Raw genomic sequence first — 24,341 nt, 5'->3', positions numbered from 1 at the left:
CCATGGACACCTCTCGCGCCTGCGGCATCGCCCTCGGATTCCTCGTCGACGCGGCGCTGGCCGACCCCTCGAGGCGGCACCCGGTGGCCGGTTTCGGCGCAGTGGCCTCGCGTGTGGAGGGACTGCTCGACCCGCCCGTTGACGCCGGTGACGCCCACGGGGCCGTCGGCGCCCCCGACACGACAGCGGCCCGCGTCGCCGTTCGCGCCCGCGGTGTCGTCTTCACCGTCGTCCTCGTCGGCGGGGTGACGGCCGCCGTACGCGGTCTCGACTCGGCCGTGGCCGCCAGGCCCGCCCTGCGTGTGGCGACCACGGCGGCCACGGTGTGGGCCTGCCTCGGCGGGACCTCCCTCCTCCGGATCGCCCGTCGCCAGGCGGAGTTGCTCGACCGGTCCGACGTCGACGGGTCGCGGCGGCTGCTCCCGTGGTTGTGCGGCCGCGAGCCCGGGGCTCTCGACGCCGGCCAACTCGCACGGGCGGTGGTCGAATCGGTCGCGGAGAACACCTCCGACGCCGCGGTGGCCACGCTGTTCTGGGCCGGTGTCGCGGGCCCCGCCGGGGCGGCGGCCCACCGTGCGGCCAACACGCTCGACGCGATGGTCGGGCACCGCTCACCGCGCTACGTCGACTTCGGTTGGGCGTCGGCTCGGCTCGATGACGTGCTCGGGTGGCCGGCCGCCCGGTTCGCGGGCCTGCTGACCGCGGCCGTAGCCCCGGTCGTGGGCGGGCGGCCCGCGGAGGCGATCCGGATCTGGCGTCGGGACGCGTCGTCCCATCCGAGTCCCAACGCCGGCGTGGCGGAGGCGTCGTGCGCGGGAGCGCTCGGCGTCCGGCTCGGCGGGCCCACCCCGTACCCGTACGGGACGGAGCAGCGGCCCCGCCTCGGTGACGGCCCCGCGCCGAGCCCCGTCGACATCCGGCGGGCCGTCCGGCTCATGCGGGCGGTGCAGATCGGGGCCGCGGCGGCCGCCGTGTGCGCTGCCGCCGCGGGCGCGCGCGGCCACCGATCCGGGGCCCGCGGGTCAACTGACTGAGCCGGGCGCCGCGGGTCAGTCTCCCGGTGCCAGCAAGACGAGGGCGCCCGAGACGGTCTGGGCCGGTCCGGCCAGCGGGACGCGACGGGGCCGGGTGTCGCGAGCGGGTTCCGGCGAGCGCACGGGGCCGCGGCCCCAGGACCACAGCGCGCCGGCGCCGTCGATCCCGTAGGGGGACGATTCGCTCGCCCCGACCCACCGCAGGGGCGGCAGCCCCGGCACCGGCCGCGGGGAGGAGAGGACGGTGTCGTCGGTCGTGCCGTCGCCGAGGATCCCCGTGACGGTGCGTCCCCAGGTCCAGACGGTGCCGGCCGAATCGAGGGCCAGCGCGAAGTGCTGGCCGCCGGCCACCTGCACGACACCGGCGTCACCGAAGCCGTCCACGCGGACGGGCCGGTTGGTCTGCCCGCCGCGCGGTTCCACGCCCAGCAGGCCGTGGACGTTGTTGCCCCACGCGCACACCTCGCCCGTCGCGGTGGCGATCACCGCGGCCCCGCTCGCGTCGGCCACACTGACCGCCCCGGGGACGTCGCGGATCCGGCGGACCGTGGTCCCGGGCGGTTCACCGAGGATCTCGGTGAGGTTGACGCCCCAGCCCAGGACACCACCGTCCGAGCGGAGGGCGAGGGCGCTGAGGGAGCCGGCGGCGACGGAGACCACCTCGTCGACGCCCTGCACCGCGGCCGGGGTCGTGCGGACCGGGGAGTCGCCCCGGAGACCGCCGGAGGCGATGAACGAGTCGCCCCAGCCGGACACCGTGCCGTCCGCGTGGGTGACGAGGAACGCCGACCCCACGGCGGCGACCGAGATCGCGTCCGAGATCCCGGACACACGGCGCGGCAACAGGGTCTGCCCGGCGCCGCCGGCCGTCCCGGCGAGGAGGCCGTCGTGGTCGACGCCCACCACGGAGACGGTCCCGCCGGCGTGCACGGCGGCCAGGGTGGTGCCGGCGTCGGCGACCGAGACGACGTCGTCCCACCCGGGGACCGGGCCCATGGGCAGGCCGCTCCGGATCACCTGACCGATGAGGTGGGCCTGTCCGGGCTCGTGGCGGGGGGCGGTGGGGAAAGCGGTGGAGTCCGAGCAGGCGGACGCGAAGAGGACGGCGCGGTCGGCGGGGCTGCACGCGGTCGTCCCGCCCAGCGCGAGGCAGACGGCGGTGGTCACGGTGACGGCGCGCCGCGGGATTCGCATCCCCGGATTCTGCTGGGGCGAGGGGCGCTTGTCGAGCGGTTCGTCAGCTCCGCAGGCGGTCGGCGCGGCGGAACGCGCGCCGCTGTTCGGCGGCGTCGCGGTCGCCGTAACGCGCGCGCATCGCGCGTTCGCGGGCCGAGACCTCGTCGTCGGCCCGGGCCTCGTCGTCCGCGGCCGACACTCCGACGCCGCTCCTCGGGGCCGGGCCGTCACCCCCGTCGACGCCGGAGCCGGCGTAGCCGGCGTCGCCGTCCGGGCCACCGCCCGACGCGGCATCACCGGCGTCCGCCGTGCGGTCGGCGAGCCCGGCGTCGTCGTCGCGGCGCCGCGCGCGGATCTCGGCCCATGCGAAGTAGATGAGGGCGGCCGGGGCGAGGACGCCGAAGGCGAGCCACTGAAGGCCGTAGGACAGGTGGGGCCCGTTCTCGATGCCAGGGATCGGCGCGGGGGTGAGAGAGCCGGGCTGATCGCCGGTCAGCTGCAGGTACCCGGCGGGCCGGAGGTCGTGCCCGAGGGTGTCGCCGATGACCGCCGGGTCGACGACGCGGACCGTGGGCCGGCCGTCGAGCTCCACGGGCTCCGCCTGGCCGGGCTCGGTGACGCGCACGCGCGCGGTGATCCCGATCTCGCCGTCGGGCGCGGCAGGGTAGTCGGGGACGGCGTTGTTCTCGCCGACCCGGATGTAACCGCGATTGACGAGGAGATCCGGCCCGTCGACGGGGTCGAACACGGTCAGGACGTGGTAGACGAGCTCGCCGTCGACCGACCGCAGCCGCAGCAGGGCCTCGGAGTCCGGCTCCCACCGGCCGTCGAGGGTGGCGAGCCGCCACTCACGTTCGGCGTAGTCCTGCGGGCCGCGCACGACCTCGTCGAGCGGGGCGGGCTCGGCCTCGACGGACTCGACCAGCCGGGCGTTGCGGGCGTCGAGGTCGTCGCTCTTGGCGAGCTGCCAGGGGGCCAGGAACGCGAAGCACACCCAGGCGAACAGGATCGCCGCGAGGACCCCGATCACCCACCCGGGGGTCAGGAAGCGCCGCAGGATCCGCATGCCCCCAGGGTATCGGTCGAGCGGGGCGGGGTACCGCCGCGGTGGCGGCCACTACCCCAGGAGGCCGCGCACCTCGGCGACGAGGCCGGGCAGTGCGCGCGAGATCTGCCTGCGCGTGCGGGTGAAGCCGCTGTCGTCGCCGTAGTACGGGTCGACCACGTCCGCACCGTCGGCCCCGGGCTCGTACGCGCGCAGCAGCCGGACCCGGTCGGGGTCGACGCCGGCCCGCACGAGGTGGTCTCGGTGGCCGCTGTCGAGCGCCACGAGCAGGTCGGCGTCGTGGTCGTCGTCGGACAGCTGCGCGGCCACGTGCGCGGTGTCGTAGCCGTGGGCCGCGAGCTCGGACGCCGCGCGCGGGTCCATGCCGTGGCCGACGTGCCAGTCGCCGGTGCCGACGCTGGAGATCCTCACCCGGTCGCCGAGCCCGGCCTGTTCGAATTCGTGCCGCGCCATGACCTCGGCCATGGGGGAGCGGCAGATGTTGCCCGTGCAGACGAACACCACTCGTACCGTTCGGTCACCAGCCACGGATGATCTCCTCCAGTGCTGCGGTGTCGACGGCCGACCAGCGGGCCCTGTCCCACTCCTCGGGCCGGCCGTAGCCCCAGCGCACGATGGCGGTGGGGATGCCGTACCGGGCGGCGCCGTCGATGTCGTGTTCGCGGTCGCCGATCATCAGCACCCCGTCCGTGCCGCCGTCGGCGTCGGGCACGGGCTCGACACCCATCGCGGCGAGGGAGTGCGCGACGACGTCGGCCTTGGCCAGCCGCCCCACTCCGATGTCGGCGCCGCCGACGAACTCGAAGGGCGCGAGCAGGTCGAAGTGGCCGAGGATCCTGCGGGCGGCGTTCTGGTCCTTGCTGGTGGCCACGGCCATCCGGTACCCGTCCACGGCCAGGCGGTTCAGCAGCGTGTCCATGCCGGTGAAGACGGCGTTCTCGCGCCAGCCGACCTCGTCGTAGCGCTCGCGGTAGGCGTCGATCGCGCGGTCGAGGTCGGCCCCGGCCAGGCCGAGTGAGGCGAGGGTGTCGATCATGGGCGGCCCGGCGATCGAGCGGATGTCGCGGGAGACGTCCCAGCGGGCGCCCACGACGTCGAGCGCGTGGTGCAGCGATCGGGCGATGCCGTCGAGGGAGTCGGTGATGGTGCCGTCGAGGTCCACGAGGAGGATCGGGCGGTCGGTCATGCCGCCATCCTCCCAGAGGCGGGGGCGCGGGTCGGGCGGTGGCTGCCGGGCCGGGGGTGCCGGGCGGCGGCCGGGCGACGAGGCCGCCGTCCTACGCTTCCGGCATGACCGAATCGACCGGGGTCCGCGCCGACGAGCCGTCGTGGGCGGCGCTGCGTCACCACGGGGACGCCGAGCTGGTCCCCGGGGCCCTGGACTTCGCCGTCAACGTGCGCGGGTCGGGACCGCCGGCGTGGCTTCGCGACAGGTTGGCGGCGCGCCTCGCCGACCTGGGGGGATATCCCGGGGGCGACGACGACGAGGCCGCGGTCTCGGCCGTGGCCGCCCGTCACGGGGTGATGCGCGAGCGCGTCCTGCTCCTGGGCGGGGCGTCGGAGGGGTTCCACCTCCTCGCCGGCCACGCGGCCCGACACCGCCTGCGCGCCGCCGTGGTGCACCCGTCCTTCACCGAACCCGAGCTGGAGTTGCGACGGGCCGGCGTCGGAGTCGAGCGTGTCCTTCTGCCGGACCCGTTCCGTCTGGATCCGGCACTGGTCCCGGGGGACGCGGACCTCGTCGTCGTCGGTAATCCCACCAACCCCACGTCGGTGCTACACCCCCGCGCCGCCGTCGCGGCGCTGTGCCGTCCCGGGCGCGTGACCGTGGTGGACGAGGCGTTCTGCGACATGGTGGACGACGAGGCCGGGCACTCCCTCGCGGGCGCCGACCTGCCCGGCCTGGTCGTGGTGCGCTCGCTGACGAAGACTTGGGCGCTGGCCGGCTTGCGCGTGGGGTACGCGGTCGGCGACCCCGCCGTGCTGGCGGACCTCGCCGCTCACAGACCGCACTGGCCGCTGGGCACGCTCCAGCTCGAGGCGATCCGGGCGTGCGTCGGGACCGGCGCGGACGGCGAGCTCGCCCGCCTACGCATCGATGTCGCGGTGGAGCGGGAGGCGATGGTGGAGGCCCTCGCCGCCGCCCGGATCGAGGTGGCCGTGCCCCCGTCGGCGCCGTTCGTGCTGGTCCGCACCCCGCCGGGCGTCGATCCGGAGGCGTTCCGCGACGGCCTCGTGCGACGCGGCGTGGTCACCCGTCGCTGCGACACGTTCCCGGGCCTCGACGCGTCCTACCTGCGGCTGGCCGTGCGGCCGGGCACGATGGTGGACGAGCTCGTCGGCGCCTGGCACGCGGCCGCCGACGCGGCGAGGAACCGACTGGAAGGGGAGCGAGCATGACCACCGGCAGGCCCACCCTGGCCGACGTGATCGACCTGTTGGAGCGGGCGTACCCGCCGCGCCTGGCCGAGTCGTGGGACCGCGTCGGTTTGGTCGCCGGCGACCCCGCCTCCGAGGTCTCTCGCGTCGTCGTGGCGGTGGACGCCACGGACGCCGTGGTCGACCACGCCCTCGCCCAGGGCGCCGACCTACTGCTCGTCCACCACCCGCCGCTCCTGCGCGGTGTGCACTCCGTGGCCGCGGACACGCCCAAGGGACGTCTCCTGCACCGCCTCATCGCCGGGGGGTGCGCCCTGTACGCCGCACACACCAACGCCGACTCCGCGCGCCCCGGCGTCAACGACGCCCTCGCCGACGCGCTCGGCCTGACCTCCGGCGCCCCGCTCTCACCGACCGGCGACGGCACCGTCGACCGGTGGGTCGTGACCGTGCCGGACGACGATCTCGAGGACCTCCTGCACGCCGTGTTCGCGGCCGGGGCCGGACGGATGAGCGGCTACACCGAGTGCTCGTTCTCCGTGCGCGGCACCGGGCGCTTCCGGCCCGGCGACGGCACCGACCCGAGTATCGGCACCATCGGCGAGCCCGAACAGGTCTCCGAGACCCGCGTCGAGTTCGTGGCCCCGCCCGAGTTGCGCTCCGCGGTCCGGCGCGCGGTCGTGGCCGGGCACCCGTACGAGGTGCCCGCGATGGACGTCCTCGTCAACCACGCCGGACCCGGCCCCGGGCCGGAGGACACCGGGCTCGGACGGATCTGCGATCTCGACGAGCCCACCACCCTCGCCGCGTTCACCCGACTCGTCGCCGACCGCTTGCCCACCACCGAGTGGGGTGTGCGGGCCGCCGGCGATCCGGAGGCCGAGATCCGGCGCGTCGCCCTGTGCGGCGGCTCCGGTGATTCCCTGCTCGGCGCCGCCCGTGCGGCCGGCGCCGACGTCTACCTCACCGGGGATTTGCGTCACCACATCGCGGACGAGCACCTGCGCGAGGGCGGGCCGATGCTCGTCGACGCCGCCCACTGGGCGCTGGAGTTCCCGTGGTGCGCGCAGGCCGCGGCCCTGCTCGAAGAGGGCGCCGGGGTCACCGCGAGCGTGTGCGACCTGCGGACCGATCCGTGGACGGTGGCCGCCGGGGGAGCGCGCGGGCAGCGGTAGTCTTGGCTCCCATGAAGGCCGATCCCCACCACCAGCGTCGACTCGTCGACATCGCCGACCTCGACCTGCGTCTGGCCGGTCTCGCACACCGGCGAGAGCACCTGCCCGAGCAGGAGACGCTGGACGGTCTCACGGCCGAGCGCCGAGCCGCCACGGAGTCCGTCGCCCGGGCCCGGATCCACCTCGAGGACCTCGATCGCGCCCTGGCCAAGTTGCGCTCGGATCTCGACGCCGTCCGCCGTCGCCGCGCCCACGACTCCGACCTGCTGGCCTCCGGCGGCCTGTCCGAGCACCAGTCCACCGAGCTGGACTACGAGCTGCGGTCGCTGGCCCGCCGGCAGGAGGCGCTCGAGGCCGAACTCGGCGAGCTCAGCGAACGCCACGAGGCCATGCAGGCCGACGTCCGCCACTCAGGGGCGGTCGTCACCGACCTCGACGCGCGCATCGGCATGGCGCGGACACTGCGTGACACCGCGCTGGCCGAGCTCGAGGACGCCGTGACGGCCACAACGGCGGAGCGGGCGCGCGAGGCCGAGGGGATCCCCGAGGATCTCCTCGCCCTCTACTCCCGGAGCGCCGAGAACGCCGGGGTCGGGGCGGCGATCCTCAACGGGGGCCGGTGCTCGGCGTGTGCGATGGACCTGGACCGCAGCACCGTGGCCGCGTTCCGCTCCGCGCCGGCCGACGATGTGCTCACCTGCCCCGAATGCGGTGTGATCGTCGTCCGTACCGGCAACCAGTGAGCACGGGTTCCGGCTGGACCGGTGCCACCGGCAGGCCCACCCGCATCGTGTTGGCCCGGCACGGCCAGACCGCCCTCTCGGTCGACCGGCGCTACTCCGGCCAGGGCGACCCCGAGCTCACCGACCTCGGCCTGGCCCAGGCCGAACGCACCGCCCGCCGCCTCGCCTCGTTGCCCGGCCTGAGCGCCGTGGTGTCCTCGCCGCTGCGGCGGTGTCTGGGCACCGCCGAGCGCGTCGCCGAGGCCGCCGGCGTGCCGCTCATCGTGGACGACGACCTCATTGAGACCGACTTCGGCCGGTGGGAGGGGCTGACCTTTCGCGAGGCCGCCGAGCAGGACCCCGACACACATTCCCGCTGGCTCGGCGACACTTCTGTCCCGCCGCCGGGGGGCGAGAGCTTCGAGGTGGTGCGAGAGCGCGTCGAGCGGGGCCTGCGTCGCATCGTCGCCGAGCGTCCCGGGCAGGTGGTCGCGGTGGTCAGCCACGTCACCCCCATCAAGCTGGCCATCCGCGCCGGGCTCGGCGCCGGCGACGAGCTCCTGTTCCGCCTGCACCTGGACCTGGCCTCGGTCTCCGATGTGCGCTTCTACTCCGACGGGCCCACGTCGGTCCACCTGGTCAACGACACCTCGCACCTCGGCTGACGCGGCACCTCGCCCCGCGGCCGGCACCTCGCCCCTCGGCTGACGCGGCACCTCGCCCCGCGGCCGGCGCGCGCCGGGGACTAGACTGGGGCGGCGAACGAGTCGGCCGGACGGCCGCGGACAGGGGAACCGGCGCCCACGCGTGGCCAGGCCCCGGCCCGAGGAAAGTCCGGACTCCACAGAGCAGGGCGGTTGCTAACGGCAACCCGGGGCGACCCGCGGGACAGTGCCACAGAAAACAGACCGCCGCGCCCACGCCGGCGCGGTAAGGGTGAAACGGTGCGGTAAGAGCGCACCAGCACCCCGGGTGACCGGGGTGGCTCGGTAAACCCCGCCCGGAGCAAGGTCGAAGGTCGCACCGTCCGCGGTGCGACTGCGCGGATGGACGTGCGGTGACGCACGGGGAGGGCTGCTCGCCCGAGTCCGCGGGTGGACCGCTCGAGGTACCCGGTGACGGTGTGCCCAGATGGATGGTCGTCGCCCGCCGCACGCGGTGGGCACAGGATCCGGCTTACAGGCCGACTCGTTCGCCCCGCCCCGCGCCCCGCCAGTTCGGCACAGGACCGGTAGTGCGACCAGAGAGCCCGCGAGTACAGAGTGGCAGCGCGACGGCCCCGAGATGCGCTGTCCCTTCGCCCTACGCTGGCCGCTTGCTCGAACATCGCCCGGTTGTGATGGCGAAATGGACCATTCTCCCATCACAAGCCAAAGAGCCAGCGCATCCGGAGGAGGACGCGCTGGCACTCTGTCCAATCGCGCGTCACAGGTCGTCACGCCGCACGTCGACGGGCCGCCGCTAGTAGGGTCGTGGGTGCTAGCCCAGCCCGTCGATCCGAGGAGGTCCGCCATGTCGGAAGAGCAGTGGTACTACGACATCGCCACAGGTCAGGCGCTGCAGGGCAAGGTGACCAACTGGGACAACCGGATGGGCCCGTACGCCACGCGAGCCGAGGCGGAGGCGGCGCTGGCCAAGGCCAGGGCGCGCAACGAGGCGTGGGACGCCGAGGACGAGAAGGACTGATCCGACTCGGCGAGGCCGCCGCGCGTTACGGGGACTCATCGGCGCGCGCGTCGACCGCGCGACCGGCGCTATTTTCTGCCGCCCTTCTTCTTGCCCTTCTTGGCTTTCTCGTCCTTCTTCCGACGCTTGCGCGCCGCGCGCCGTGACTCCGACAACTCGCGGTAGGCGGCCGTGACCGCCGCGGCGTCGCTCTCGAACCCGTCGAGGGCTCGCTCGGAGAAGCCGCGCTCGCGCTCGAACAGCACCCCGAACCCGAACGTCGACTCGCCGGCGATCTCGGCGCGGCGGGCGATGCGGCGGAGCCACCGCCGGGTCGTGACGCTGTCCTGCACATCCCCGAGCACGGTGTGCAGGCGCTGACAGGCGTCGCGCAAGGGTGCCACGGTGAGCCCGTCCGTCCCGGGCAGGGCGTTGACGTTGCGGCGCAGGGCCTTGGCGCGCTTGCGCACGACGTGGGTGAGTTCCTCCCGCTCGGCCAGCGTGAGGTCGAGTTCCGCGAGGTCGCGCTCGGTGCGGGTGCGGACCTTGGTGAACTTCTTGAACTGGCGGTCGACGCCACTCAGCATCAGTTCCCCGGCCTCGCGGCGCTTCTTCTTGCCGCCCTTCGCCGTGGTTCCGCCGGCGACGCGGGCCAGTTCGTGGAGCCGGTCGACCAGGTCGAGGTACCGGTCGGAGAGCAGAGCCGAAGTGACCCGTTCACCCGCGCGCCGGGCCTCCGCGTCGAGTTCCACCCGCAATCGCTGACGGATCTGCGGGCTGACCACGTCCTCGGGGTATCCGGCGGCCAGGTCCCCGAGGCGCTCGTCGACCACCTGGATGTCGCGGAGTCTGCCCAGAACGGCGGCGAGGACCTTGAGCTCGGCGAGCAGCCCGGGCAGGTCGAGATCGGTGTCGGCGGCGTCGGCCTCGAGCTCCGCGGCGTAGGTGCTGATGGTGCTGCGCAGCCCGCGGACCGCGACGCGCATCTGGTGGACGCCCACCATGGTGGTGCGCCGGGCGGCCGGATCGTGGTCGAGCAGCGTGCCCAGGTCGCGTGCCAGGGCGTCGCGGACGGGGGAGACGCCCTCGTCACCGGCGTCCGGGAGGGGTCCGATCGCGCGGGCGAGTTTGGAGGACGACGACGAGGTGGTGGCCCCGGCGTCCGTGCACGCGGCGGCGACGGCCGCGAGATGGGCGTGTGCGTCGGGTCGCGCCGGATCGACGATCTCGGCTTCCCACTCCCGCCACGTGGCCGCGGACCCGCCGTTCACGAAGGCCTCGGTGGAGACGTGATCGTCGCAGAACTCGATCACCGCGGCGCCGTGGTCGTCCCGCAGCGTGTGGACCCGCCGGAGGTTGTCGATCCGGGCGACGGGCGCCAGTGGACGGCGACGGACCAGCCCGGCGACCGCGGAGAGGAACTCGTCCGGGACCTCGTCGCCGAGAGGGGCCTGCAGTTCGACACGGCCGGCGTGGGCGGGCAGCTTGAGGTGCCACCCTTCGTCGTCCCCGCCGGTGCGGCGGCGCAGCGTCACCTTGTGCCGGGTGAGCGAGAGATCATCCGTGTCGTAGTAGACGGCGGAGAGCTCGTACTCATCCGGACCGTCGACGACGAGCGGCGCGAACGCGTCGGCGGAGGGCGCCGGGATGTCGTCGTCGACCTCGAACTTGCTCTCGACCTCGACGGTCTCGTTGATCGTCATGGACCGGTTGTACCAGCCGTCGGTGAACACCGTGCCACCGCGCTACACCCCTACCAGGACTTACTTGCGGGTAAGATCGGGAGCGTCGCAGATCACACACTCGTCGTAGGGAGAAACTGTGGATCAGCCGAACGTGGTCGACGTCCTCGTCGTGGGGGCCGGGTTCTCCGGCCTCGGCACGGCGATCCGGCTCACGCAGGAGGGGTTCGACGACCTCGTGGTCCTCGAACGCGGCCACGACGTCGGCGGGACGTGGCGCGACAACAGCTACCCGGGCGCGGCGTGCGACGTCCCGTCCCACCTCTACTCCTACTCGTTCGCACTCAACCCCGACTGGTCCCGGGCGTTCTCCCCGCAGGGGGAGATCTACGACTACATCCGTAGGGTCACCGCCGAGACCGGGGTCCGCGAGAAGATCCGCTTCGGGGTCGACGTCACCTCCGTTGAGTACGACGCCGACCGCGGCCGCTGGTCGGTGTCCACGAGCGCGGGGGAGTACGACGCCCGCGTGGTCGTCCTGGGCGTCGGGGCCCTGTGCGAGCCGAGGCGGCCGGAGATCGACGGCATCGAGGACTTCGCGGGCGACGTCTTCCACACCGCCCGATGGGACCACTCGGTCCCGCTGGCCGATCGCCGCGTGGCGGTGATCGGGACCGGGGCGTCAGCCATCCAGGTGGTCCCGTCCATCGCGCCGACGGTGGGTCACCTCGACGTCTACCAGCGCACCGCGCCCTGGGTCTTTCCCCGCATGGACCGTCCCTACCCGCGCCTCGAGCGGTCGCTGTACCGCCGCGTGCCCGGCCTGCAGAAGGCCGTCCGGGCCCTGCAGTACGCCAGCCGTGAGTTCCAGGTGGTGGGGCTGACCCGCACCCGCGCCGCGTTGGCGCCGATCAAGGCGCTCGGCCGCGCGCACCTCGCGATGCAGGTCCGCGACCGGGCCCTGCGGGAGAAGGTCACCCCGAACTTCGAGATCGGCTGCAAACGAATCCTGCTGTCCAACACCTGGTATCCCGCGCTCGGCCGGGACAACGTCGACCTCGTGACCGAGCCGATAGCCCGGGTCACCGGGAGCGGGATCGTCACCGCCGACGGCGTCGAGCATCCCGCCGACGTGCTGGTCGTGGCCACCGGATTCCACGTCACCGACTCGCCGTTCTTCGAGCGCGTTCGCGGCACCGACGGCCGGACCCTCGCGCAGAAGTGGCGCAGCGAGGGCATGCAGGCCTACAAGGGCACCACGGTGGCCGGCTACCCGAACCTGTTCGTCCTGGTCGGCCCGGCCACGGGCCTCGGGCACTCGTCGATGATCTACATGATCGAGTCCCAGCTGAACTACCTCGTGGACGCGCTGCGCACCATGCGGGAACACGACCTGCAGACCGTCGAGGTCCGCGAGGCCGTCCAGGAGGCGTACAACCGCGAGCTGCGCGAGCACACCGGTGAGACCGTCTGGGTGACCGGCTGCCGGAGCTGGTACCTCGACGACAAGGGCAACGCCCCGGCCGTGTGGCCGGATTTCACGCTCGCCTTCCGCCGGCAGACCCGCGAGTTCGACCTGAGCGCCTACCGCCGGCAGAGCACGGCCCGGCTCGCCGCCGCGACGCCCACGGGGCAGGAGGCCCTCCGGTGAGCGCCCGCGGCGCCGGACTGTCCCGCCCCTGGCGCGCACGCGCCGACACGCGCCGCTGGCGGATGGACGGCAAGGTCGTCGTCGTCACCGGCGCCGGTTCCGGCATCGGACGCGAGCTGGCTCGCGAGGCCGCCCGACGCGGCGCGCGACTCGCCCTGAGCGACATCGAACCGGACGGCCTGGCCCGCACCGTCGAGCTGGCGCGCGGCGACGGCGCCACCGACGTGCACGCGCAGCGCCTCGACGTCACCGAACAGGCCATGGTCTCCGAGTACGCCGGACTGGTCGCCAAGCACTACGGCGTGGTCCACCTGGTGATCAACAATGCCGGGATCGCGTTCACCGGGGCGGTCGAGCAGTCCGCGTACAAGGACATCGCGCGCGTGATGGACGTCGACTACTGGGGCGTCGTACACGGCACGAAGGAGTTCCTCCCGCACCTCATCGCCTCCGGCGACGGCCACCTCGTCAACATCTCCAGCATCTTCGCGTTCCTGTCCGTGCCCACGCAGAACGCCTACAACGCGGCCAAGGCGGCGGTCCAGCAGTTCACCGAGTCGCTGCGGATGGAGATGCTCGCCGCCGGTCACCCGGTCGATGTCACCTGCGTCCACCCCGGTGGCATCAAGACCGCCGTCGCCCGTAGCGCCGGCGCGGCCGAGGGGCTCGACAGTGCCGACTTCGCGACCATCTTCGACACGAAGTTCGCCCGCACGGAGGCCTCGACCGCCGCGCGCGTCATCCTCGACGGCGTCGAGCGGCGACGACCGCGCGTACTGGTCGGGGTGGACGCGCACGTTCTCGACGCGTTGGTGAGACTGTTCCCGGCCGGCTACCAGAAGGCGACGGTCGCGGCCTCGCGGCGGTTCGGGGTGGTCTGAGCCGGCGGTCGGCGCGCCGGCGGGTCAGGGGCGGAACGCGTCCGTGGCCTCGAGCAGGTGGTGCGTCGTGCCCGGTTCGGCCATCGCGTGCCCCGCATCCGGCACGATGTGCAGCTCGGAACCCGGCCACGCCGCGTGCAGCTCCCACGCGTTGGCCACCGGGCACACGACGTCGTAGCGCCCGTGGACGATCACGCCGGGGAGGTGGGCGATGCGGCCGATCCGGTCGAGGATCGCCCGACCCCGCAGGAACGCGTCGTTGACGAAGTAATGGTTCTCGATCCGGGCGAAGGCCAGCGCGAACCGGTCCGGATCCCCGGCCTTGCCGACCGTGCGGGGCAGCAGGGTCGACGTGGAGGTCTCCCACATCGTCCACGCCCGGGCGGCCTCCAGCTCGAGCCGCGTATCGCCGCAGTGCAGGAGGCGGTGATAGGCCGCGACGTGGTCATAACCGGGCCCGTGGACGGCCTCGGCGCCGTCGGCGGCGACGAGCGGCGCGAGGTAGCCCTCCCACACGTCGGGGAACAGGTGCGCGGCACCGCCCCGGTAGAACCAGTCGATCTCGCCGGGGCGGCACAGGAAGATCCCGCGCAGCACCAGGCCGCGGACCCGGTCGGGGTGCTCCTGGGCGTACGCCAGTGCGAGCGTCGAGCCCCACGAACCGCCGAACACCAGCCAGCGGTCGACGCCCAGCGCCTCACGCAGCCGCTCGAGGTCGGCCACCAGGTGCCACGTCGTGTTGATGGACAGGTCCGCGCCGTCGGCCACGTGCGGTGTGCTGCGCCCGCACCCGCGCTGGTCCACCAGGATGATCCGGTAGACGGCCGGGTCGAACATGCGGCGGTGCGCGGGGTCGGTGCCCCCGCCCGGCCCGCCGTGGACGAAGAGCACGGGAGCGCCGTCCGGGTTGCCGGAGCATTCCCAGTACAGACGCTGCCCGTCGCCCACGTCGAGCATGCCGGTCTCGTACGGTTCGATCTCCGGGTACGGGGCGCGGCGGGCACCACTCCGGGCGGTGCCGATCGCGGGGGCTCCCACGATCAGAAGGAGTGCTCGGCGCCGGGGAAGGCCCGCGAACGGACCTCCGTGCCGTACTCGCGGGCGGCCTCGCGCAGCGTGTCGGCCAGTTCGGTGTACCGCTTGACGAACTTGGCGGTCCGACCGGTGCTGTGGCCGGCCATGTCCTGCCAGACGAGGACCTGGGCGTCGCAGCCGTTACCGGCGCCGATCCCCACGGTCGGGATCTCCAGCTCCGCGGTGACCTCGCGGGCCAGGTCGGCGGGCACCATCTCCATGACCACGGAGAACGCGCCGGCCTCCTGGACGGCGCGGGCGTCGGCGCGCAGCTGCTCGGCGGCGTCCCCTCGGCCCTGGACGCGGAACCCGCCGAGCCCGTTGACGGACTGCGGGGTGAAGCCGATGTGGGCCATCACGGGGATGCCGGCGTCGACGATCGCGCGGATCTGCGGGGCCATCCGCACGCCGCCCTCGAGCTTGACCGCCTGCGCACCGCCTTCCTTGAGCATGCGGGTCGCCGCGGCCACGGCCTGGGTGGGCGAGGCCTCGTAGCTGCCGAACACCAGGTCCGCCACGACCAGCGCCTTGGGCGCGCCCCGGGTGACGGCACGGACGAGCGGGATCAGCTCGTCCTCTGTCACCGGAACGGTCGTGTCGTAGCCGTAGACCACGTTGGCCGCGGAGTCGCCCACCAGCAGGACGGGGATCCCCGCCTCCTGGAACAGACGTGCGGAGACGAAGTCGTAGGCGGTGAGCATCGGCCACGGCTCGCCGGCGGCCTTGAGCTCCGCGAGGTGGTGCAGGCGCGTGACCCGCGTCAGGCCCTCCTGCCCGCCGGAGCCGGGCGACGTCCGCCGCGGGGCGTCGCCGGAGCCGTAGACCGGGGTGTCGGGGGTGTCGCTCATGAGGTGTGTGGCCTTCCTTCGATGCCTCGAGGCCGGCCGGGGGCCGGTCCCCGGGTGGGACAGGGGGCGGTGACATCTCGGGCGGCGGCCGCCGCGCGGTGTCGCGGTCGAGTCTGCCACGACCCGTCGCCGGGGGTCGGCCCGCGTCGGACCGAGGGGATGACTCACGCCCGCCCCACGGCAGGCACTAGGTTGGAGGCATGAACCGCCAGCAGGAGTACGTTCTCAGGACCCTCGAGGAACGCGACATCCGGTTCGTCCGGCTCTGGTTCACGGACGTGCTCGGCACCTTGAAATCCGTGGCCGTGGCGCCGGCCGAGCTCGAGGGGGCCTTCGGCGAGGGCATCGGCTTCGACGGCTCCGCGATCGAGGGGTTCTCCCGCGTGTCCGAGGCGGACACGGTCGCCAAGCCCGACCCGTCGACCTTCCAGGTCCTGCCGTGGGCGCACGCGGACGGCGGCCAGCACTCGGCGCGCATCTTCTGCGACATCTACAACCCGGACGGCACCCCGAGCTGGGCCGACCCGCGCTACGTGCTGCGGCGCCAGCTCAACAAGGCCGCCGACCTCGGGTTCTCCTGCTACGTGCACCCGGAGATCGAGTTCTTCCTGTTCAAGGACCTCGACACCAACGGTGCCGAGCCGGTGCCCACGGACAACGGCGGCTACTTCGACCAGGCCGTGCACGACACCGCCCCGCATTTCCGGCGGCACGCGATCGAGGCGCTCGAGGCCATGGGCATCTCGGTGGAGTTCTCCCATCACGAGGGCGCGCCGGGTCAGCAAGAGATCGACCTGCGCTACGCGGACGCCCTGAGCATGGCGGACAACATCATGACGTTCCGCTACATCGTCAAGGAGGTGGCCATGAACAACGGGGTGTGGGCGTCGTTCATGCCCAAGCCCCTGCGCGATCACCCCGGTTCGGCCATGCACACCCACATGAGCCTGTTCGAGGGCGACTCCAACGCGTTCCACGACCCGGACGACGAGTACCAGCTGTCGGGTACCGCGAAGTCGTTCGTCGCGGGCCTCCTCACTCACGCCCCCGAGTTCTCGGCCGTGACCAACCAGTGGGTCAACTCCTACAAGCGGCTCATCGGTGGCGGCGAGGCTCCCACGGCAGCCACGTGGGGCCGGGCCAACCGCTCGGCGCTGGTGCGGGTGCCCATGTACACGCCCAACAAGGCGTCCTCCCGCCGCATCGAGGTCCGCAGCCCCGACTCTGCGTGCAACCCGTACCTGGCGTTCGCGGTGATGTTCGCCGCCGGCATCAAGGGCGTCCAGGAGGGCTACGAGTTGCCGCCGGAGTCCGAGGATGACGTGTGGACCATGAGCCGCCGCGAGCGCCGCGCGATGGGCTACACCGACCTGCCGGGAAGCCTTGAGCAGGCGCTGGACGCGATGGAGGAGTCGGAGTTGGTCGCCGAGGCGCTCGGCGAGCACGTCTTCGAGTTCTTCCTGCGGAACAAGCGGCGTGAGTGGCGCGAGTACCGGACCGACGTGACCCCGTACGAACTGCGCAACTACCTCAACCTGTGACCGGCGGCGGCATCGTGAGCAGGGACTCGTCCCGCCCGAGACTGCCGAGCCCCGGGCGGCTCGGCCTGCTCGACGACCGTGCCGCCGACTGGCTCGACTATCTGGGGTGGAACGACGACGACGCGGTGCCGGTGCTGTGGGCGCTGTCCCGGGCACCGGACCCGGACCTGGCGCTGGGTGCTCTCGTGCGGTTGCGCGAGTCGCTCGTCGCGGCGGGCGACGGGGCCGCCGCCGACGGGTCGGGCGCGGGCGCCTTGGACTCCGCCCTGCTGTCGGATACCCGCCTGCGCGCACGGTTGTTCGGCCTGCTGGGTTCGTCGAGCGCGCTGGGGGATCACCTCGTCGCCGAGCCGACCCGCTGGACCCTCCTGCGCGCCGAACTGCCGTCGCCGCAGGAGGTCGCGTCCGCCATGCTCGGTGCGGTCGAGGCCGTGCCCGAGGAACCCGTGGAGGGCGCGCCCGAGCCGACCCAACGCGACGACCTGTGTGCGGTGGGTACGTACCGCGCCGGGATCACCGGTGGCGCGGCCGTGAAGGTGCTGCGCACGACCTACCGCGACCAGGTGGCGCTGCTGGCCGCCCACGACGTGGCGGCGGCCGTGGAGGACGAAGAGCCGCGACTGCCGTTCGCCGAGGTGGGGCGGCGCCTGTCCGACCTCGCCGACGCGGCCCTGACCGCGGCGCTCGCCGTGGCCGTGGCCACCGTCTACCCGGACGGGCCGATGCCGTCGCGGCTGGGCGTGGTCGCGATGGGCAAGGGCGGCGCGCGCGAGCTCAACTACATCTCCGATGTCGACGTGATCTTCGTGGCGGAGCCTGCCGACGCCAAGACCGGCCGCGTGGCGGGGGAGATGATGCGCATCGGGTCGATGGCCTTCTTCGAGGTCGACGCCGCCCTGCGTCCCGAGGGCAAGTCCGGCGAACTGGTGCGCACGGTCGACTCTCACGCGGCCTACTACAGGCGTTGGGCCAAGACATGGGAGTTCCAGGCGCTTCTCAAGGCCCGCCCCATGACCGGTGACATGGCGCTGGCCGTCGCTTACCACGACGTCGTCCATCCGATGGTGTGGACCGCCGCCGAGCGCGACGACTTCGTCCACGACGTCCAGGCGATGCGCCGAAGGGTCGAGGAGAACGTGCCCGAGGCGTTGCGGGATCGCGAGCTCAAGCTCGGCCGCGGGGGACTGCGCGATGTGGAGTTCGCGGTCCAGTTGCTGCAGATGGTCCACGGCCGCACGGACGAGGACCTGCGCGTGACAAGCACCGTCGACGCGCTGGCCGCGCTGCGGGACGGCGGCTACATCGCGCGCGAGGACGGTGCCGAGCTGGTCGCGGCGTACGAGTTCCTGCGCCTGCTCGAGCACCGCCTGCAACTCCAGCGGTACAAGCGCACCCACCTGCTCCCGGAGGACGACGACGAGGAGGCGTACCGCTGGCTGGCCCGCGCGGCGCACATCCGGCCGAACGGGCCGAACGACGCCTCCCAGGTGCTGCGGCAGAGCCTGCGTCAGCTGCGCCGCCGGGTGCGCCGCCTGCACTCGAAGCTGTTCTACCGTCCGCTGCTCGACTCGATCGCGTCCTACGACGCCGAGGCGTTGTCCCTGAGCCCGGAGGCGATGGAGCGACAGCTGGCCGCGCTCGGGTTCGCGGCGCCGCGCAACGCGCTCGGGCACCTGCGGGCTTTGGCGGGACAGAGCAGCCGCCGGGGCCGGATCCAGGCGTTGCTGCTGCCGACGTTCATGGAGTGGCTGGCCGACACTCCTGACCCGGACGCGGGCCTGCTGGCCTACCGCCGACTGTGTGAGGAGAACGAGGAGGTCACCTGGTTCCTGCGCACGCTTCGTGACGACAGCATCGTGGCCCGCCGCCTCGTCCGGGTGCTGGGTACGTCGGCGTTCGTCGCGGAGTTGCTCATGCGGAACCCGGAGGTGATCCCCGACCTCACCGACGGCGCGGAGGGGCCGCTGCTGGTCGCGGCCAAGGTCTCGGACATCGCCTCGGCGCTCACGGCGTCCGCGGCCCGGCACCCCACGCCGGAGCGGGTCATCGCCGCCGCCCGGTCTCTGCGGCGAGCGGAACTGGCGCGGATCGGCGCCGCCGACGTGCTGGGCATGATCTCCGTGCCGGAGGTGGGCAGGCGGCTGACTGCCGTGTGGCGTGCGGTGCTCGAGGCGTCACTCGCCGCCGTCGTGCGCGACATGATGCCCGCCGACGGCCGCGTACCGGCCCGGATCGCCTACATCGGCATGGGCCGACTCGGCGGGAACGAGTTGTCCTACGGCTCGGACGCGGACGTGATGATCGTGTGCGAGCCCACCGACGGCACGGGTGAGGACGAGGCGGTCCGATGGGCCACGCAGGTGGCCGAGCGGGTGGGCAGGCTGCTGTCCACGCCGTCGTCGGACCCTCCGCTCGACCTGGACGCCGACCTGCGCCCCGAGGGGCGCAACGGTCCCCTCGTGCGGACCCTGGCCTCCTACCGCGCCTACTACTCCACCTGGGCCGACACCTGGGAGCTGCAGGCGCTGCTGCGTGCCTCGTTCGCCGCGGGTGACCGCGACCTCGGCCTGGACTTCCTCCACATGATCGACGTGTTCCGGTACCCGGAGGACGGCGTGCCGCCCAAGGTCGTCCAGGAGATCCGCCGGATGAAGGCACGGATAGACTCCGAGCGCCTGCCGCGGGGCGCGGACCCCGCCACGCACACCAAGCTCGGACGCGGAGGCCTGGCGGATGTCGAGTGGTGCGCGCAGCTGCTCACCATGCAGCACGCCGCCCGCGTTCCCGGACTGCACACCACCTCCACACTCGAGGCGCTGCAGGCCGCCGCGTCCGCGGAGCTGCTGTCCGAAGGCGAACGCGACGCGCTGGTGCAGTCGTGGCTCATGGCCGGACACGCCCGCAACGCGCTGGTCCTCGCGCGCGGCAAGGCGGTCGACCAGCTGCCGGGCCAGGGCAAGATCCTCGCGGCGGTGGCGATGATCTGCACGGGTCGGGCCGACGGCGCGGAGTTCCTCAACGAGTACCTGCGCGTGACCCGGCACGGCCGCCGCGCGGTCGACCGGGTGTTCTGGGGCGAGGACTGACGCCCCGTCGTCCGGGCGCGGGTCCGGGCGGGGGTCGGGGTGCGGATGGGGGTCGTCCCCGATGTGCGCGGGGCTCGCGCGCCGATAACCTGGGCGCATGCCTGTGACCATGAACCTCACCCTCACCCTCGACGGCGTGACGTACGGGGAGCTGTACGAGTTCGTCGACGCCGTGCGCGCGGCCGGCGTCCCGGCCGACGAGCGGGTCCGCTGCATCGGCTCCGACGACAAGGGCGACCGCTTCGAGGTGGAGCTCGGCCCGGATCGTCGTCGCCCCGGCGCGGCTCGCGCGGCCTCAGGCGCCCTGGTGGGGCAGCCGGTGGACCCGCCCTCCGCGTCGCCGTCCTCGCCGACCGTCGCGTCGGTGGCCGAGACGGTGCGCTCGATGGTGCGCAACGGTGACGACCTGGACCGGGTCATCGCCGCGCTGGGAGACCTGCGCAAGTTCCTGCGTTGAGCGGTCGGCGCCCGGTCGCCCGGGCCGTCGCGGTGCTCACGGCGCTCGTCGCCGCGGCGGGGGTCGCGTTGCACCACTCCCGCGCGGAGATCGCGGTGGTTCCGGTCCTGGCGTCCTTCGCCGTGGTGTTCTGGGCGTTCTCGCTGGTCGCGCTCATCGCCGCGGTGCGGGCCCGGTCGGTGTTGCTCGGGATCGTGGCCGCCGCGCTGGTCGGCGTGGGCGCGGTGCAGTACGCGCCGATGGTGGGACCGGCACCTGAGGTCGACGACGACGAGGGCGTCGGGGTGCGGGTGATGGTGCAGAACCTCGAGTACGGCCGGGCCGCCCCGCACGACGTGGTGCGGGCGGTACGCACCGGAGGGGTGGACCTGCTCCTGACGGTCGAGACGACCCCGGAGTCGGCGGACGCGCTGCGCACCGCCGGTCTCACCGGCCTGCTCCCGCACGAGGCCGCCTCCACCGCGCCCACCACGCAAGGGGTCGCCGTGTGGTCGCGGTTCCCGCTCTCGGCGCCGGAGCGGGTGCCCGGCTTCAGCCTGGGGCTGGTGCGCACGGAGATGGCCGGGCCCGGCGGGCCGGTCACGGTGGTGGCCGCGCACCCGGTGGCCCCCGTCTTCGACGCCGCGCTGGCGGTCGAGGAGGCCGACCGCCTGCGGTCGTACCTGGGCAGCCTGCCGGGGCCGGCCCCGGTGATCGTGGGCGGGGACTTCAACGCCACCTGGGACCACGTGCGGTTCCGAGACCTGCGCGACCTCGGGTACACCGACTCGGTCTCCGGGGGCCGTGACGGCTGGGTGCCCACCTGGCCGGCTGGCCGGCGGTTCCCGCCGCTCATCGGGATCGACCACGTGCTGGCGCGGGGCGCGGTCGCGGTGGGGGAGACGGAGACCGTCGAGGTGGACAGGACCGACCATCTGGGCGTGCTCGCCACGGTGCGTCTGCCCGCTCCCCGCGGAGAGTGACCTACCATGCGCACCATGAGTACACGTTCGCGCGCGGCCGGAGTCGTCGTCGCCACCGGCGCGGTGCTGGCGGCCGTCCTCGCGGGGTGCGGCGGGGCGACCGTGGAGGGGGAGGCGCCGGAGGTGTCGGCGGAGCCCACCACATCGGCGCCTGCGACCCCGTTCGCCGAGGAGCTGCCGGAGAAGCCGACCGGGCCGGTACCGCCGCCCCCGCCGCAGTCGCCGGAGCCCGGGCCGATGCCCGGCGAGCCGGAGCCGCTACCGCCGCCCGCGGAGGTCGCGCCCGCACCGGGTGCGGACCCGTCCGCCGCGCCGGCTCCGCCCGCTCCGGGCGCCGGCGACTTCGCGGTGCTGCTACAGCGTCGCGGGGTGACACTGCCCGCGGGCGTGGACCCGGTCGCCACGGCCACCGAGGCGTGCGGTCGCTTCGACGGCGGTCAGCAGATGGACGAGGTGTCCGGCTGGCTCGGCGACCGCGCCGGGCTCGACCCGGACGGGCAGGGGTTCTTCCTCGGCGCCGCGGTGGGGACCTACTGCCCGGAGAACTTTCCCAAGCTGGGCTGAGGCCCGTCGCTCACATGCGGGCGAACCGGGCCCGCGCGATCGAGTACACGCCGAACAGGGCGATGCCCGCGCCGGTGAGGACGAGCAGCACCTGGCCGAAGGGCTGCTCGCCGACCGTGCGCAGCGCGGCGTCCAGCCCGCCGGCCTTCTCGGGGTCCGCGGTGACGACGGCCGCGATCACCAGCCCACCGAGGATCGCCAGCGCCACCCCCTTGGCGACGTATCCGACGCGCCCCGCGATGACCATCGCGCGGCCGATCTCACCGCGGCCGGTGCGTTCGAGGTCCTCGACGAACTTCGCGGTCGCGCCCTTGTACACGTGGTAGCCGCCCACGCCGAGCAGGACCAGACCCACGACCACCAGCACCACCTTCCCGGCGCCCGAGCCCAGCAGGCCGGCCGTGGCGTCGGACGCCGTCTCCGAATCGGACCCGCCACCGCCGGACGCGAACCGTGCGGTGGTCAGCCCCAGGGCCACGTAGACGGCGGCCTTCGCGCCGGCCTTGAGCCGGTCGGAGGCCTCCTCGGACCCCAGCAGCATCTCGACGACCTGCCACAGGCCCAGGGCGATGAACGCCGCCGCGCCCGCCCAGAGCATCATCGTGCCGCCCGGCGCTGAGGCGATCTGGGCGAGCGCGCCGGAGTTGGAGGCCTCGCCGCCGCCGGAGCCCAGGGCGATCCGCACGGCGATCCAGCCGATGAGGAGGTGCACCACGCCGTTCATCACGAAGCCCGCGCGGGCCAGCCACTCGAGCGCCGGGTGGTCGACGGCGGACCGGGCGGCGCCGGACGCGGACCGTGCGGTGCCGGTGGCGGAACGGGAACGCAGGGGCGAGTTCATGGCCGGATTCTCCCACGCCTGCGGGCGTTTCCCATCCGGTCCCGGGTCACCCTCGATCTCGCCGAGGACCTCGTTGCGGCGCCGCAGTTCGGCCAGACGCAGCTCGGCGGCGCGGTGTTCCTCCATGCGCTGCCGCGCCTGCTCGGCCAGGGCGTCCGCCTCGACCTCGGCGAGCAGCAACTGGAGGCGGTCCTTCTGTTCCCGCAGGGTCTCCACGGACGTCTCCATGGCGATGAGTTTGCGGGAGCCGGCCGTGGCGTGGAGGAAGGGGTTGCGTTCGAGGATGAGGCGGGCCTCCTCGCGGTCCAGCACCCGCGAGAGCTTGAGCAGGACCGGGTAACCCTGTCCCTCGCGGTCGGCCTCGGGGTCGTGTTCGGGGTCCAGGGCGGCGGCGACCACCTTGAGCGGCCTGGCCCGCGGGGAGGCGCTGCGGAAGTCGAAAGCGTCCGTGTCCATGGTGATCCCGGCTCCTTCCCGGCCCACCGCCCGGTGGCGATCCGGGCGACCAGTGCTACCTGGCACAACCGTAAACGCCCCGGCCGTGGGGCCGGGGCGTTTCGGGTTTCCGGGGCTATGGGCTCCGGATCATGCAGGGCCGGCGATCAGATCGCCGTGCGCTCAGCAGTCGTAGTAGAGCTCGGATCACGTCCTGCATGTTTGCTGGAATCGGTCGCGCTTGATGGAGCCTGTTGACCTGCGGTTTTGATGCTAACGACGCTGGTTAGCGTTGGGTCGTTTCGATTCTCCTGCGGACCCACTGCGGACCGAGGGGTGAGCCCCGCCGGGCGGAAGGAGGAACCCGGCGGGGCTCTGCCGTCGCTGTCCAACCCCACGAAGGAGGCGACGGCGGTCTAATGGCGCTACCCGGAGGTGCGTTTCAGGATCACCTCGAAGTGGTGGTCACGGCCGGCCACGGTGTGCCGCTCCACGTCACCGTCGACGTCGTAGTCCACACCGCGCCACACCACCCGGTCAGCGGGCCGGATCTCGGTGCGCGGACCGGTCAGCATCCGGTACCGGGTCGACACCACGTCACGGTGCGCCACGGTCTCCGAGGAGCCGAGAGGCGACATGGAGCAACGGACCGGAACCTCCACGTCGGCGTAGATCGGCGACCCGTACCGGTCGTATTTGACGATCTCCCGACGCTTCAGGGCTGCCCGGTCCTGGAACACGATCACAGGGCACGCACCCGGTAGCGGTTCAACACGGCCAACTCCACGAGGGTGAACCCGGTGAACCCGCCACGGATGGACACCCCGCCGGTGTCGTAGGGGATGCCCGACGGGTTCGTGACCAGTCGCGCCGCGGCCGTGAGGATCACCTCGTCGATCCCGTCCCGCGTCTGCCCGGATGCGAGCTTGTGCCGGCCCCGGCAGTACGCGGCGACCATAGCCTCCACGGTGGCGACGGCGGCGGTGGCCTGCGTGAACAGGACCGGGTCCGAGTCGTCGAGCCCCAGAAACGCTAGGACCGCGGTGCCGCTGGTCACGGCGTCTCGTCGGTCAGGACTACGACTCCCTCGGGGTGGATGAGA

22 protein-coding genes, 1 other RNA gene and 1 pseudogene are annotated in these 24,341 nt (G+C 73.2%); 14 read left to right on the top strand and 10 right to left on the bottom strand.

Features of this window, described 5'->3' with window-relative positions; all coding sequences use genetic code 11:
- Positions 1–2: 2 nt before the first annotated feature.
- On the top strand, positions 3–1,034 hold the full coding sequence (locus DCI01S_RS11225; protein WP_061229301.1) for a CobD/CbiB family cobalamin biosynthesis protein: 1,032 nt from the start codon (positions 3–5) through the stop codon (positions 1,032–1,034).
- 15 nt (positions 1,035–1,049) lie between these two features.
- On the opposite strand, the gene DCI01S_RS11220 is transcribed toward DCI01S_RS11225, so the two are convergent.
- The 4 genes from DCI01S_RS11220 to DCI01S_RS11205 are packed head-to-tail and all read right to left on the bottom strand — an operon-like array spanning position 1,050 to position 4,462.
- A complete protein-coding gene (locus DCI01S_RS11220) occupies positions 1,050–2,228 on the bottom strand; it encodes an RCC1 domain-containing protein (protein WP_061229300.1) in 1,179 nt (392 codons plus the stop codon).
- 43 nt (positions 2,229–2,271) lie between these two features.
- Complete coding sequence (locus tag DCI01S_RS11215) at positions 2,272–3,276, bottom strand: SURF1 family cytochrome oxidase biogenesis protein (RefSeq protein WP_061229299.1); 1,005 nt, start codon at positions 3,274–3,276, stop codon at positions 2,272–2,274.
- A gap of 51 nt (positions 3,277–3,327) precedes the next feature.
- Positions 3,328–3,804, bottom strand: a complete 477-nt coding sequence (locus DCI01S_RS11210; protein WP_061229298.1) for a low molecular weight protein-tyrosine-phosphatase — start codon at positions 3,802–3,804, stop codon at positions 3,328–3,330.
- Positions 3,794–4,462, bottom strand: coding sequence for an HAD hydrolase-like protein (locus tag DCI01S_RS11205; protein WP_061229297.1), 669 nt, complete (start codon positions 4,460–4,462; stop codon positions 3,794–3,796). The genes DCI01S_RS11210 and DCI01S_RS11205 overlap by 11 nt, the downstream gene beginning before the upstream one ends.
- Positions 4,463–4,566: 104 nt before the next feature.
- Here DCI01S_RS11205 and cobC point away from each other — a divergent pair, with 104 nt between their 5' ends.
- The 6 genes and pseudogenes from cobC (at position 4,567) to DCI01S_RS17240 (ending at position 9,238) form a co-directional block, all read left to right on the top strand.
- On the top strand, positions 4,567–5,676 hold the full coding sequence (gene cobC, locus DCI01S_RS11200; protein ID WP_061229296.1) for an Rv2231c family histidinol phosphate aminotransferase CobC: 1,110 nt from the start codon (positions 4,567–4,569) through the stop codon (positions 5,674–5,676).
- A complete protein-coding gene (locus tag DCI01S_RS11195; RefSeq protein ID WP_061229295.1) occupies positions 5,673–6,830 on the top strand; it encodes a Nif3-like dinuclear metal center hexameric protein in 1,158 nt (385 codons plus the stop codon). Before cobC ends, DCI01S_RS11195 begins: the two co-directional genes overlap by 4 nt.
- An 11-nt stretch (positions 6,831–6,841) precedes the next feature.
- Positions 6,842–7,573 carry a zinc ribbon domain-containing protein gene (locus tag DCI01S_RS11190; RefSeq protein ID WP_061229294.1) on the top strand — a complete coding sequence of 244 codons (732 nt, stop codon included), beginning with the start codon at positions 6,842–6,844 and terminating at the stop codon, positions 7,571–7,573.
- Positions 7,564–8,217: pseudogene (locus DCI01S_RS11185) on the top strand (histidine phosphatase family protein); the annotation flags it as partial. The gene DCI01S_RS11190 and the pseudogene DCI01S_RS11185, both read left to right, overlap by 10 nt.
- A gap of 98 nt (positions 8,218–8,315) precedes the next feature.
- Positions 8,316–8,747: RNase P RNA component class A (rnpB, locus tag DCI01S_RS11180), an RNA gene on the top strand.
- Between the two features lie 317 nt (positions 8,748–9,064).
- Positions 9,065–9,238 carry an SPOR domain-containing protein gene (locus tag DCI01S_RS17240; RefSeq protein WP_153038742.1) on the top strand — a complete coding sequence of 58 codons (174 nt, stop codon included), beginning with the start codon at positions 9,065–9,067 and terminating at the stop codon, positions 9,236–9,238.
- A 68-nt stretch (positions 9,239–9,306) separates the two neighbouring features.
- Here the strand turns inward: DCI01S_RS17240 and DCI01S_RS11175 are convergent, their stop codons facing one another.
- A complete protein-coding gene (locus DCI01S_RS11175; protein WP_061229314.1) occupies positions 9,307–10,920 on the bottom strand; it encodes a CYTH and CHAD domain-containing protein in 1,614 nt (537 codons plus the stop codon).
- Positions 10,921–11,038: 118 nt separating this feature from the next.
- Here DCI01S_RS11175 and DCI01S_RS11170 point away from each other — a divergent pair, with 118 nt between their 5' ends.
- Both DCI01S_RS11170 and DCI01S_RS11165 read left to right on the top strand, forming a co-directional pair.
- A complete protein-coding gene (locus tag DCI01S_RS11170; RefSeq protein WP_061229292.1) occupies positions 11,039–12,550 on the top strand; it encodes a flavin-containing monooxygenase in 1,512 nt (503 codons plus the stop codon).
- A 62-nt stretch (positions 12,551–12,612) separates the two neighbouring features.
- Entirely contained in the window at positions 12,613–13,431 is an 819-nt protein-coding gene (locus tag DCI01S_RS11165) for an SDR family NAD(P)-dependent oxidoreductase (RefSeq protein ID WP_061229313.1), read from the top strand.
- Between the two features lie 24 nt (positions 13,432–13,455).
- Here the strand turns inward: DCI01S_RS11165 and pip are convergent, their stop codons facing one another.
- Both pip and panB read right to left on the bottom strand, forming a co-directional pair.
- Positions 13,456–14,388, bottom strand: a complete 933-nt coding sequence (pip, locus tag DCI01S_RS11160) for a prolyl aminopeptidase (RefSeq protein WP_061229312.1) — start codon at positions 14,386–14,388, stop codon at positions 13,456–13,458.
- Positions 14,389–14,471: 83 nt separating this feature from the next.
- A complete protein-coding gene (panB, locus tag DCI01S_RS11155) occupies positions 14,472–15,353 on the bottom strand; it encodes a 3-methyl-2-oxobutanoate hydroxymethyltransferase (RefSeq protein ID WP_061229291.1) in 882 nt (293 codons plus the stop codon).
- Positions 15,354–15,553: 200 nt separating this feature from the next.
- On the opposite strand from panB, the gene glnA reads away from it, so the two are divergent.
- The 5 genes from glnA to DCI01S_RS11130 all read left to right on the top strand — a co-directional run bounded on the left by glnA (position 15,554) and on the right by DCI01S_RS11130 (position 21,963).
- Entirely contained in the window at positions 15,554–16,894 is a 1,341-nt protein-coding gene (gene glnA / locus DCI01S_RS11150) for a type I glutamate--ammonia ligase (protein WP_061229290.1), read from the top strand.
- Positions 16,895–16,905: 11 nt separating this feature from the next.
- Entirely contained in the window at positions 16,906–19,980 is a 3,075-nt protein-coding gene (locus DCI01S_RS11145) for a bifunctional [glutamine synthetase] adenylyltransferase/[glutamine synthetase]-adenylyl-L-tyrosine phosphorylase (RefSeq protein ID WP_061229311.1), read from the top strand.
- Between the two features lie 97 nt (positions 19,981–20,077).
- On the top strand, positions 20,078–20,437 hold the full coding sequence (locus tag DCI01S_RS11140; RefSeq protein ID WP_223210192.1) for a hypothetical protein: 360 nt from the start codon (positions 20,078–20,080) through the stop codon (positions 20,435–20,437).
- On the top strand, positions 20,434–21,399 hold the full coding sequence (locus DCI01S_RS11135; RefSeq protein ID WP_063935650.1) for an endonuclease/exonuclease/phosphatase family protein: 966 nt from the start codon (positions 20,434–20,436) through the stop codon (positions 21,397–21,399). The genes DCI01S_RS11140 and DCI01S_RS11135 overlap by 4 nt, the downstream gene beginning before the upstream one ends.
- 15 nt (positions 21,400–21,414) lie before the next feature.
- Positions 21,415–21,963: a DUF732 domain-containing protein gene (locus tag DCI01S_RS11130; protein WP_232302958.1), complete on the top strand. Its 549-nt coding sequence runs from the start codon at positions 21,415–21,417 to the stop codon at positions 21,961–21,963.
- A gap of 10 nt (positions 21,964–21,973) precedes the next feature.
- On the opposite strand, the gene DCI01S_RS18255 is transcribed toward DCI01S_RS11130, so the two are convergent.
- The 3 genes from DCI01S_RS18255 to DCI01S_RS11115 form a co-directional block, all read right to left on the bottom strand.
- On the bottom strand, positions 21,974–22,804 hold the full coding sequence (locus tag DCI01S_RS18255) for a DUF1206 domain-containing protein (protein WP_061229309.1): 831 nt from the start codon (positions 22,802–22,804) through the stop codon (positions 21,974–21,976).
- A gap of 860 nt (positions 22,805–23,664) precedes the next feature.
- Positions 23,665–23,979: a head-tail adaptor protein gene (locus DCI01S_RS11120; protein WP_156482581.1), complete on the bottom strand. Its 315-nt coding sequence runs from the start codon at positions 23,977–23,979 to the stop codon at positions 23,665–23,667.
- Between the two features lie 2 nt (positions 23,980–23,981).
- Positions 23,982–24,296: a hypothetical protein gene (locus DCI01S_RS11115; RefSeq protein ID WP_061229287.1), complete on the bottom strand. Its 315-nt coding sequence runs from the start codon at positions 24,294–24,296 to the stop codon at positions 23,982–23,984.
- Positions 24,297–24,341: the final 45 nt, after the last annotated feature.

It is taken from the genome of Dietzia cinnamea NBRC 102147 (assembly GCF_001571065.1).
Taxonomy (GTDB): Bacteria; Actinomycetota; Actinomycetes; order Mycobacteriales; family Mycobacteriaceae; genus Dietzia; species Dietzia cinnamea.
Note: the sequence above shows the minus strand (reverse complement) of the source record. Positions and strands in the feature narration are given on the sequence as shown.

Excerpts from the sequence above, each read along its gene's own strand:
- DCI01S_RS11225 (WP_061229301.1), top strand. The coding sequence starts at position 3 with ATGGACACCTCTCGCGCCTGCGGCATCGCCCTCGGATTCCTCGTCGAC.
- DCI01S_RS11220 (WP_061229300.1), bottom strand. The coding sequence starts at position 2,228 with ATGCGAATCCCGCGGCGCGCCGTCACCGTGACCACCGCCGTCTGCCTC.
- DCI01S_RS11215 (WP_061229299.1), bottom strand. The coding sequence starts at position 3,276 with ATGCGGATCCTGCGGCGCTTCCTGACCCCCGGGTGGGTGATCGGGGTC.
- DCI01S_RS11205 (WP_061229297.1), bottom strand. The coding sequence starts at position 4,462 with ATGACCGACCGCCCGATCCTCCTCGTGGACCTCGACGGCACCATCACC.
- cobC (WP_061229296.1), top strand. The coding sequence starts at position 4,567 with ATGACCGAATCGACCGGGGTCCGCGCCGACGAGCCGTCGTGGGCGGCG.
- DCI01S_RS11195 (WP_061229295.1), top strand. The coding sequence starts at position 5,673 with ATGACCACCGGCAGGCCCACCCTGGCCGACGTGATCGACCTGTTGGAG.
- DCI01S_RS11190 (WP_061229294.1), top strand. The coding sequence starts at position 6,842 with ATGAAGGCCGATCCCCACCACCAGCGTCGACTCGTCGACATCGCCGAC.
- DCI01S_RS17240 (WP_153038742.1), top strand. The coding sequence starts at position 9,065 with ATGTCGGAAGAGCAGTGGTACTACGACATCGCCACAGGTCAGGCGCTG.
- DCI01S_RS11175 (WP_061229314.1), bottom strand. The coding sequence starts at position 10,920 with ATGACGATCAACGAGACCGTCGAGGTCGAGAGCAAGTTCGAGGTCGAC.
- DCI01S_RS11165 (WP_061229313.1), top strand. The coding sequence starts at position 12,613 with ATGGACGGCAAGGTCGTCGTCGTCACCGGCGCCGGTTCCGGCATCGGA.
- pip (WP_061229312.1), bottom strand. The coding sequence starts at position 14,388 with ATGCTCGACGTGGGCGACGGGCAGCGTCTGTACTGGGAATGCTCCGGC.
- panB (WP_061229291.1), bottom strand. The coding sequence starts at position 15,353 with ATGAGCGACACCCCCGACACCCCGGTCTACGGCTCCGGCGACGCCCCG.
- glnA (WP_061229290.1), top strand. The coding sequence starts at position 15,554 with ATGAACCGCCAGCAGGAGTACGTTCTCAGGACCCTCGAGGAACGCGAC.
- DCI01S_RS11140 (WP_223210192.1), top strand. The coding sequence starts at position 20,078 with ATGCCTGTGACCATGAACCTCACCCTCACCCTCGACGGCGTGACGTAC.
- DCI01S_RS11130 (WP_232302958.1), top strand. The coding sequence starts at position 21,415 with ATGAGTACACGTTCGCGCGCGGCCGGAGTCGTCGTCGCCACCGGCGCG.
- DCI01S_RS18255 (WP_061229309.1), bottom strand. The coding sequence starts at position 22,804 with ATGAACTCGCCCCTGCGTTCCCGTTCCGCCACCGGCACCGCACGGTCC.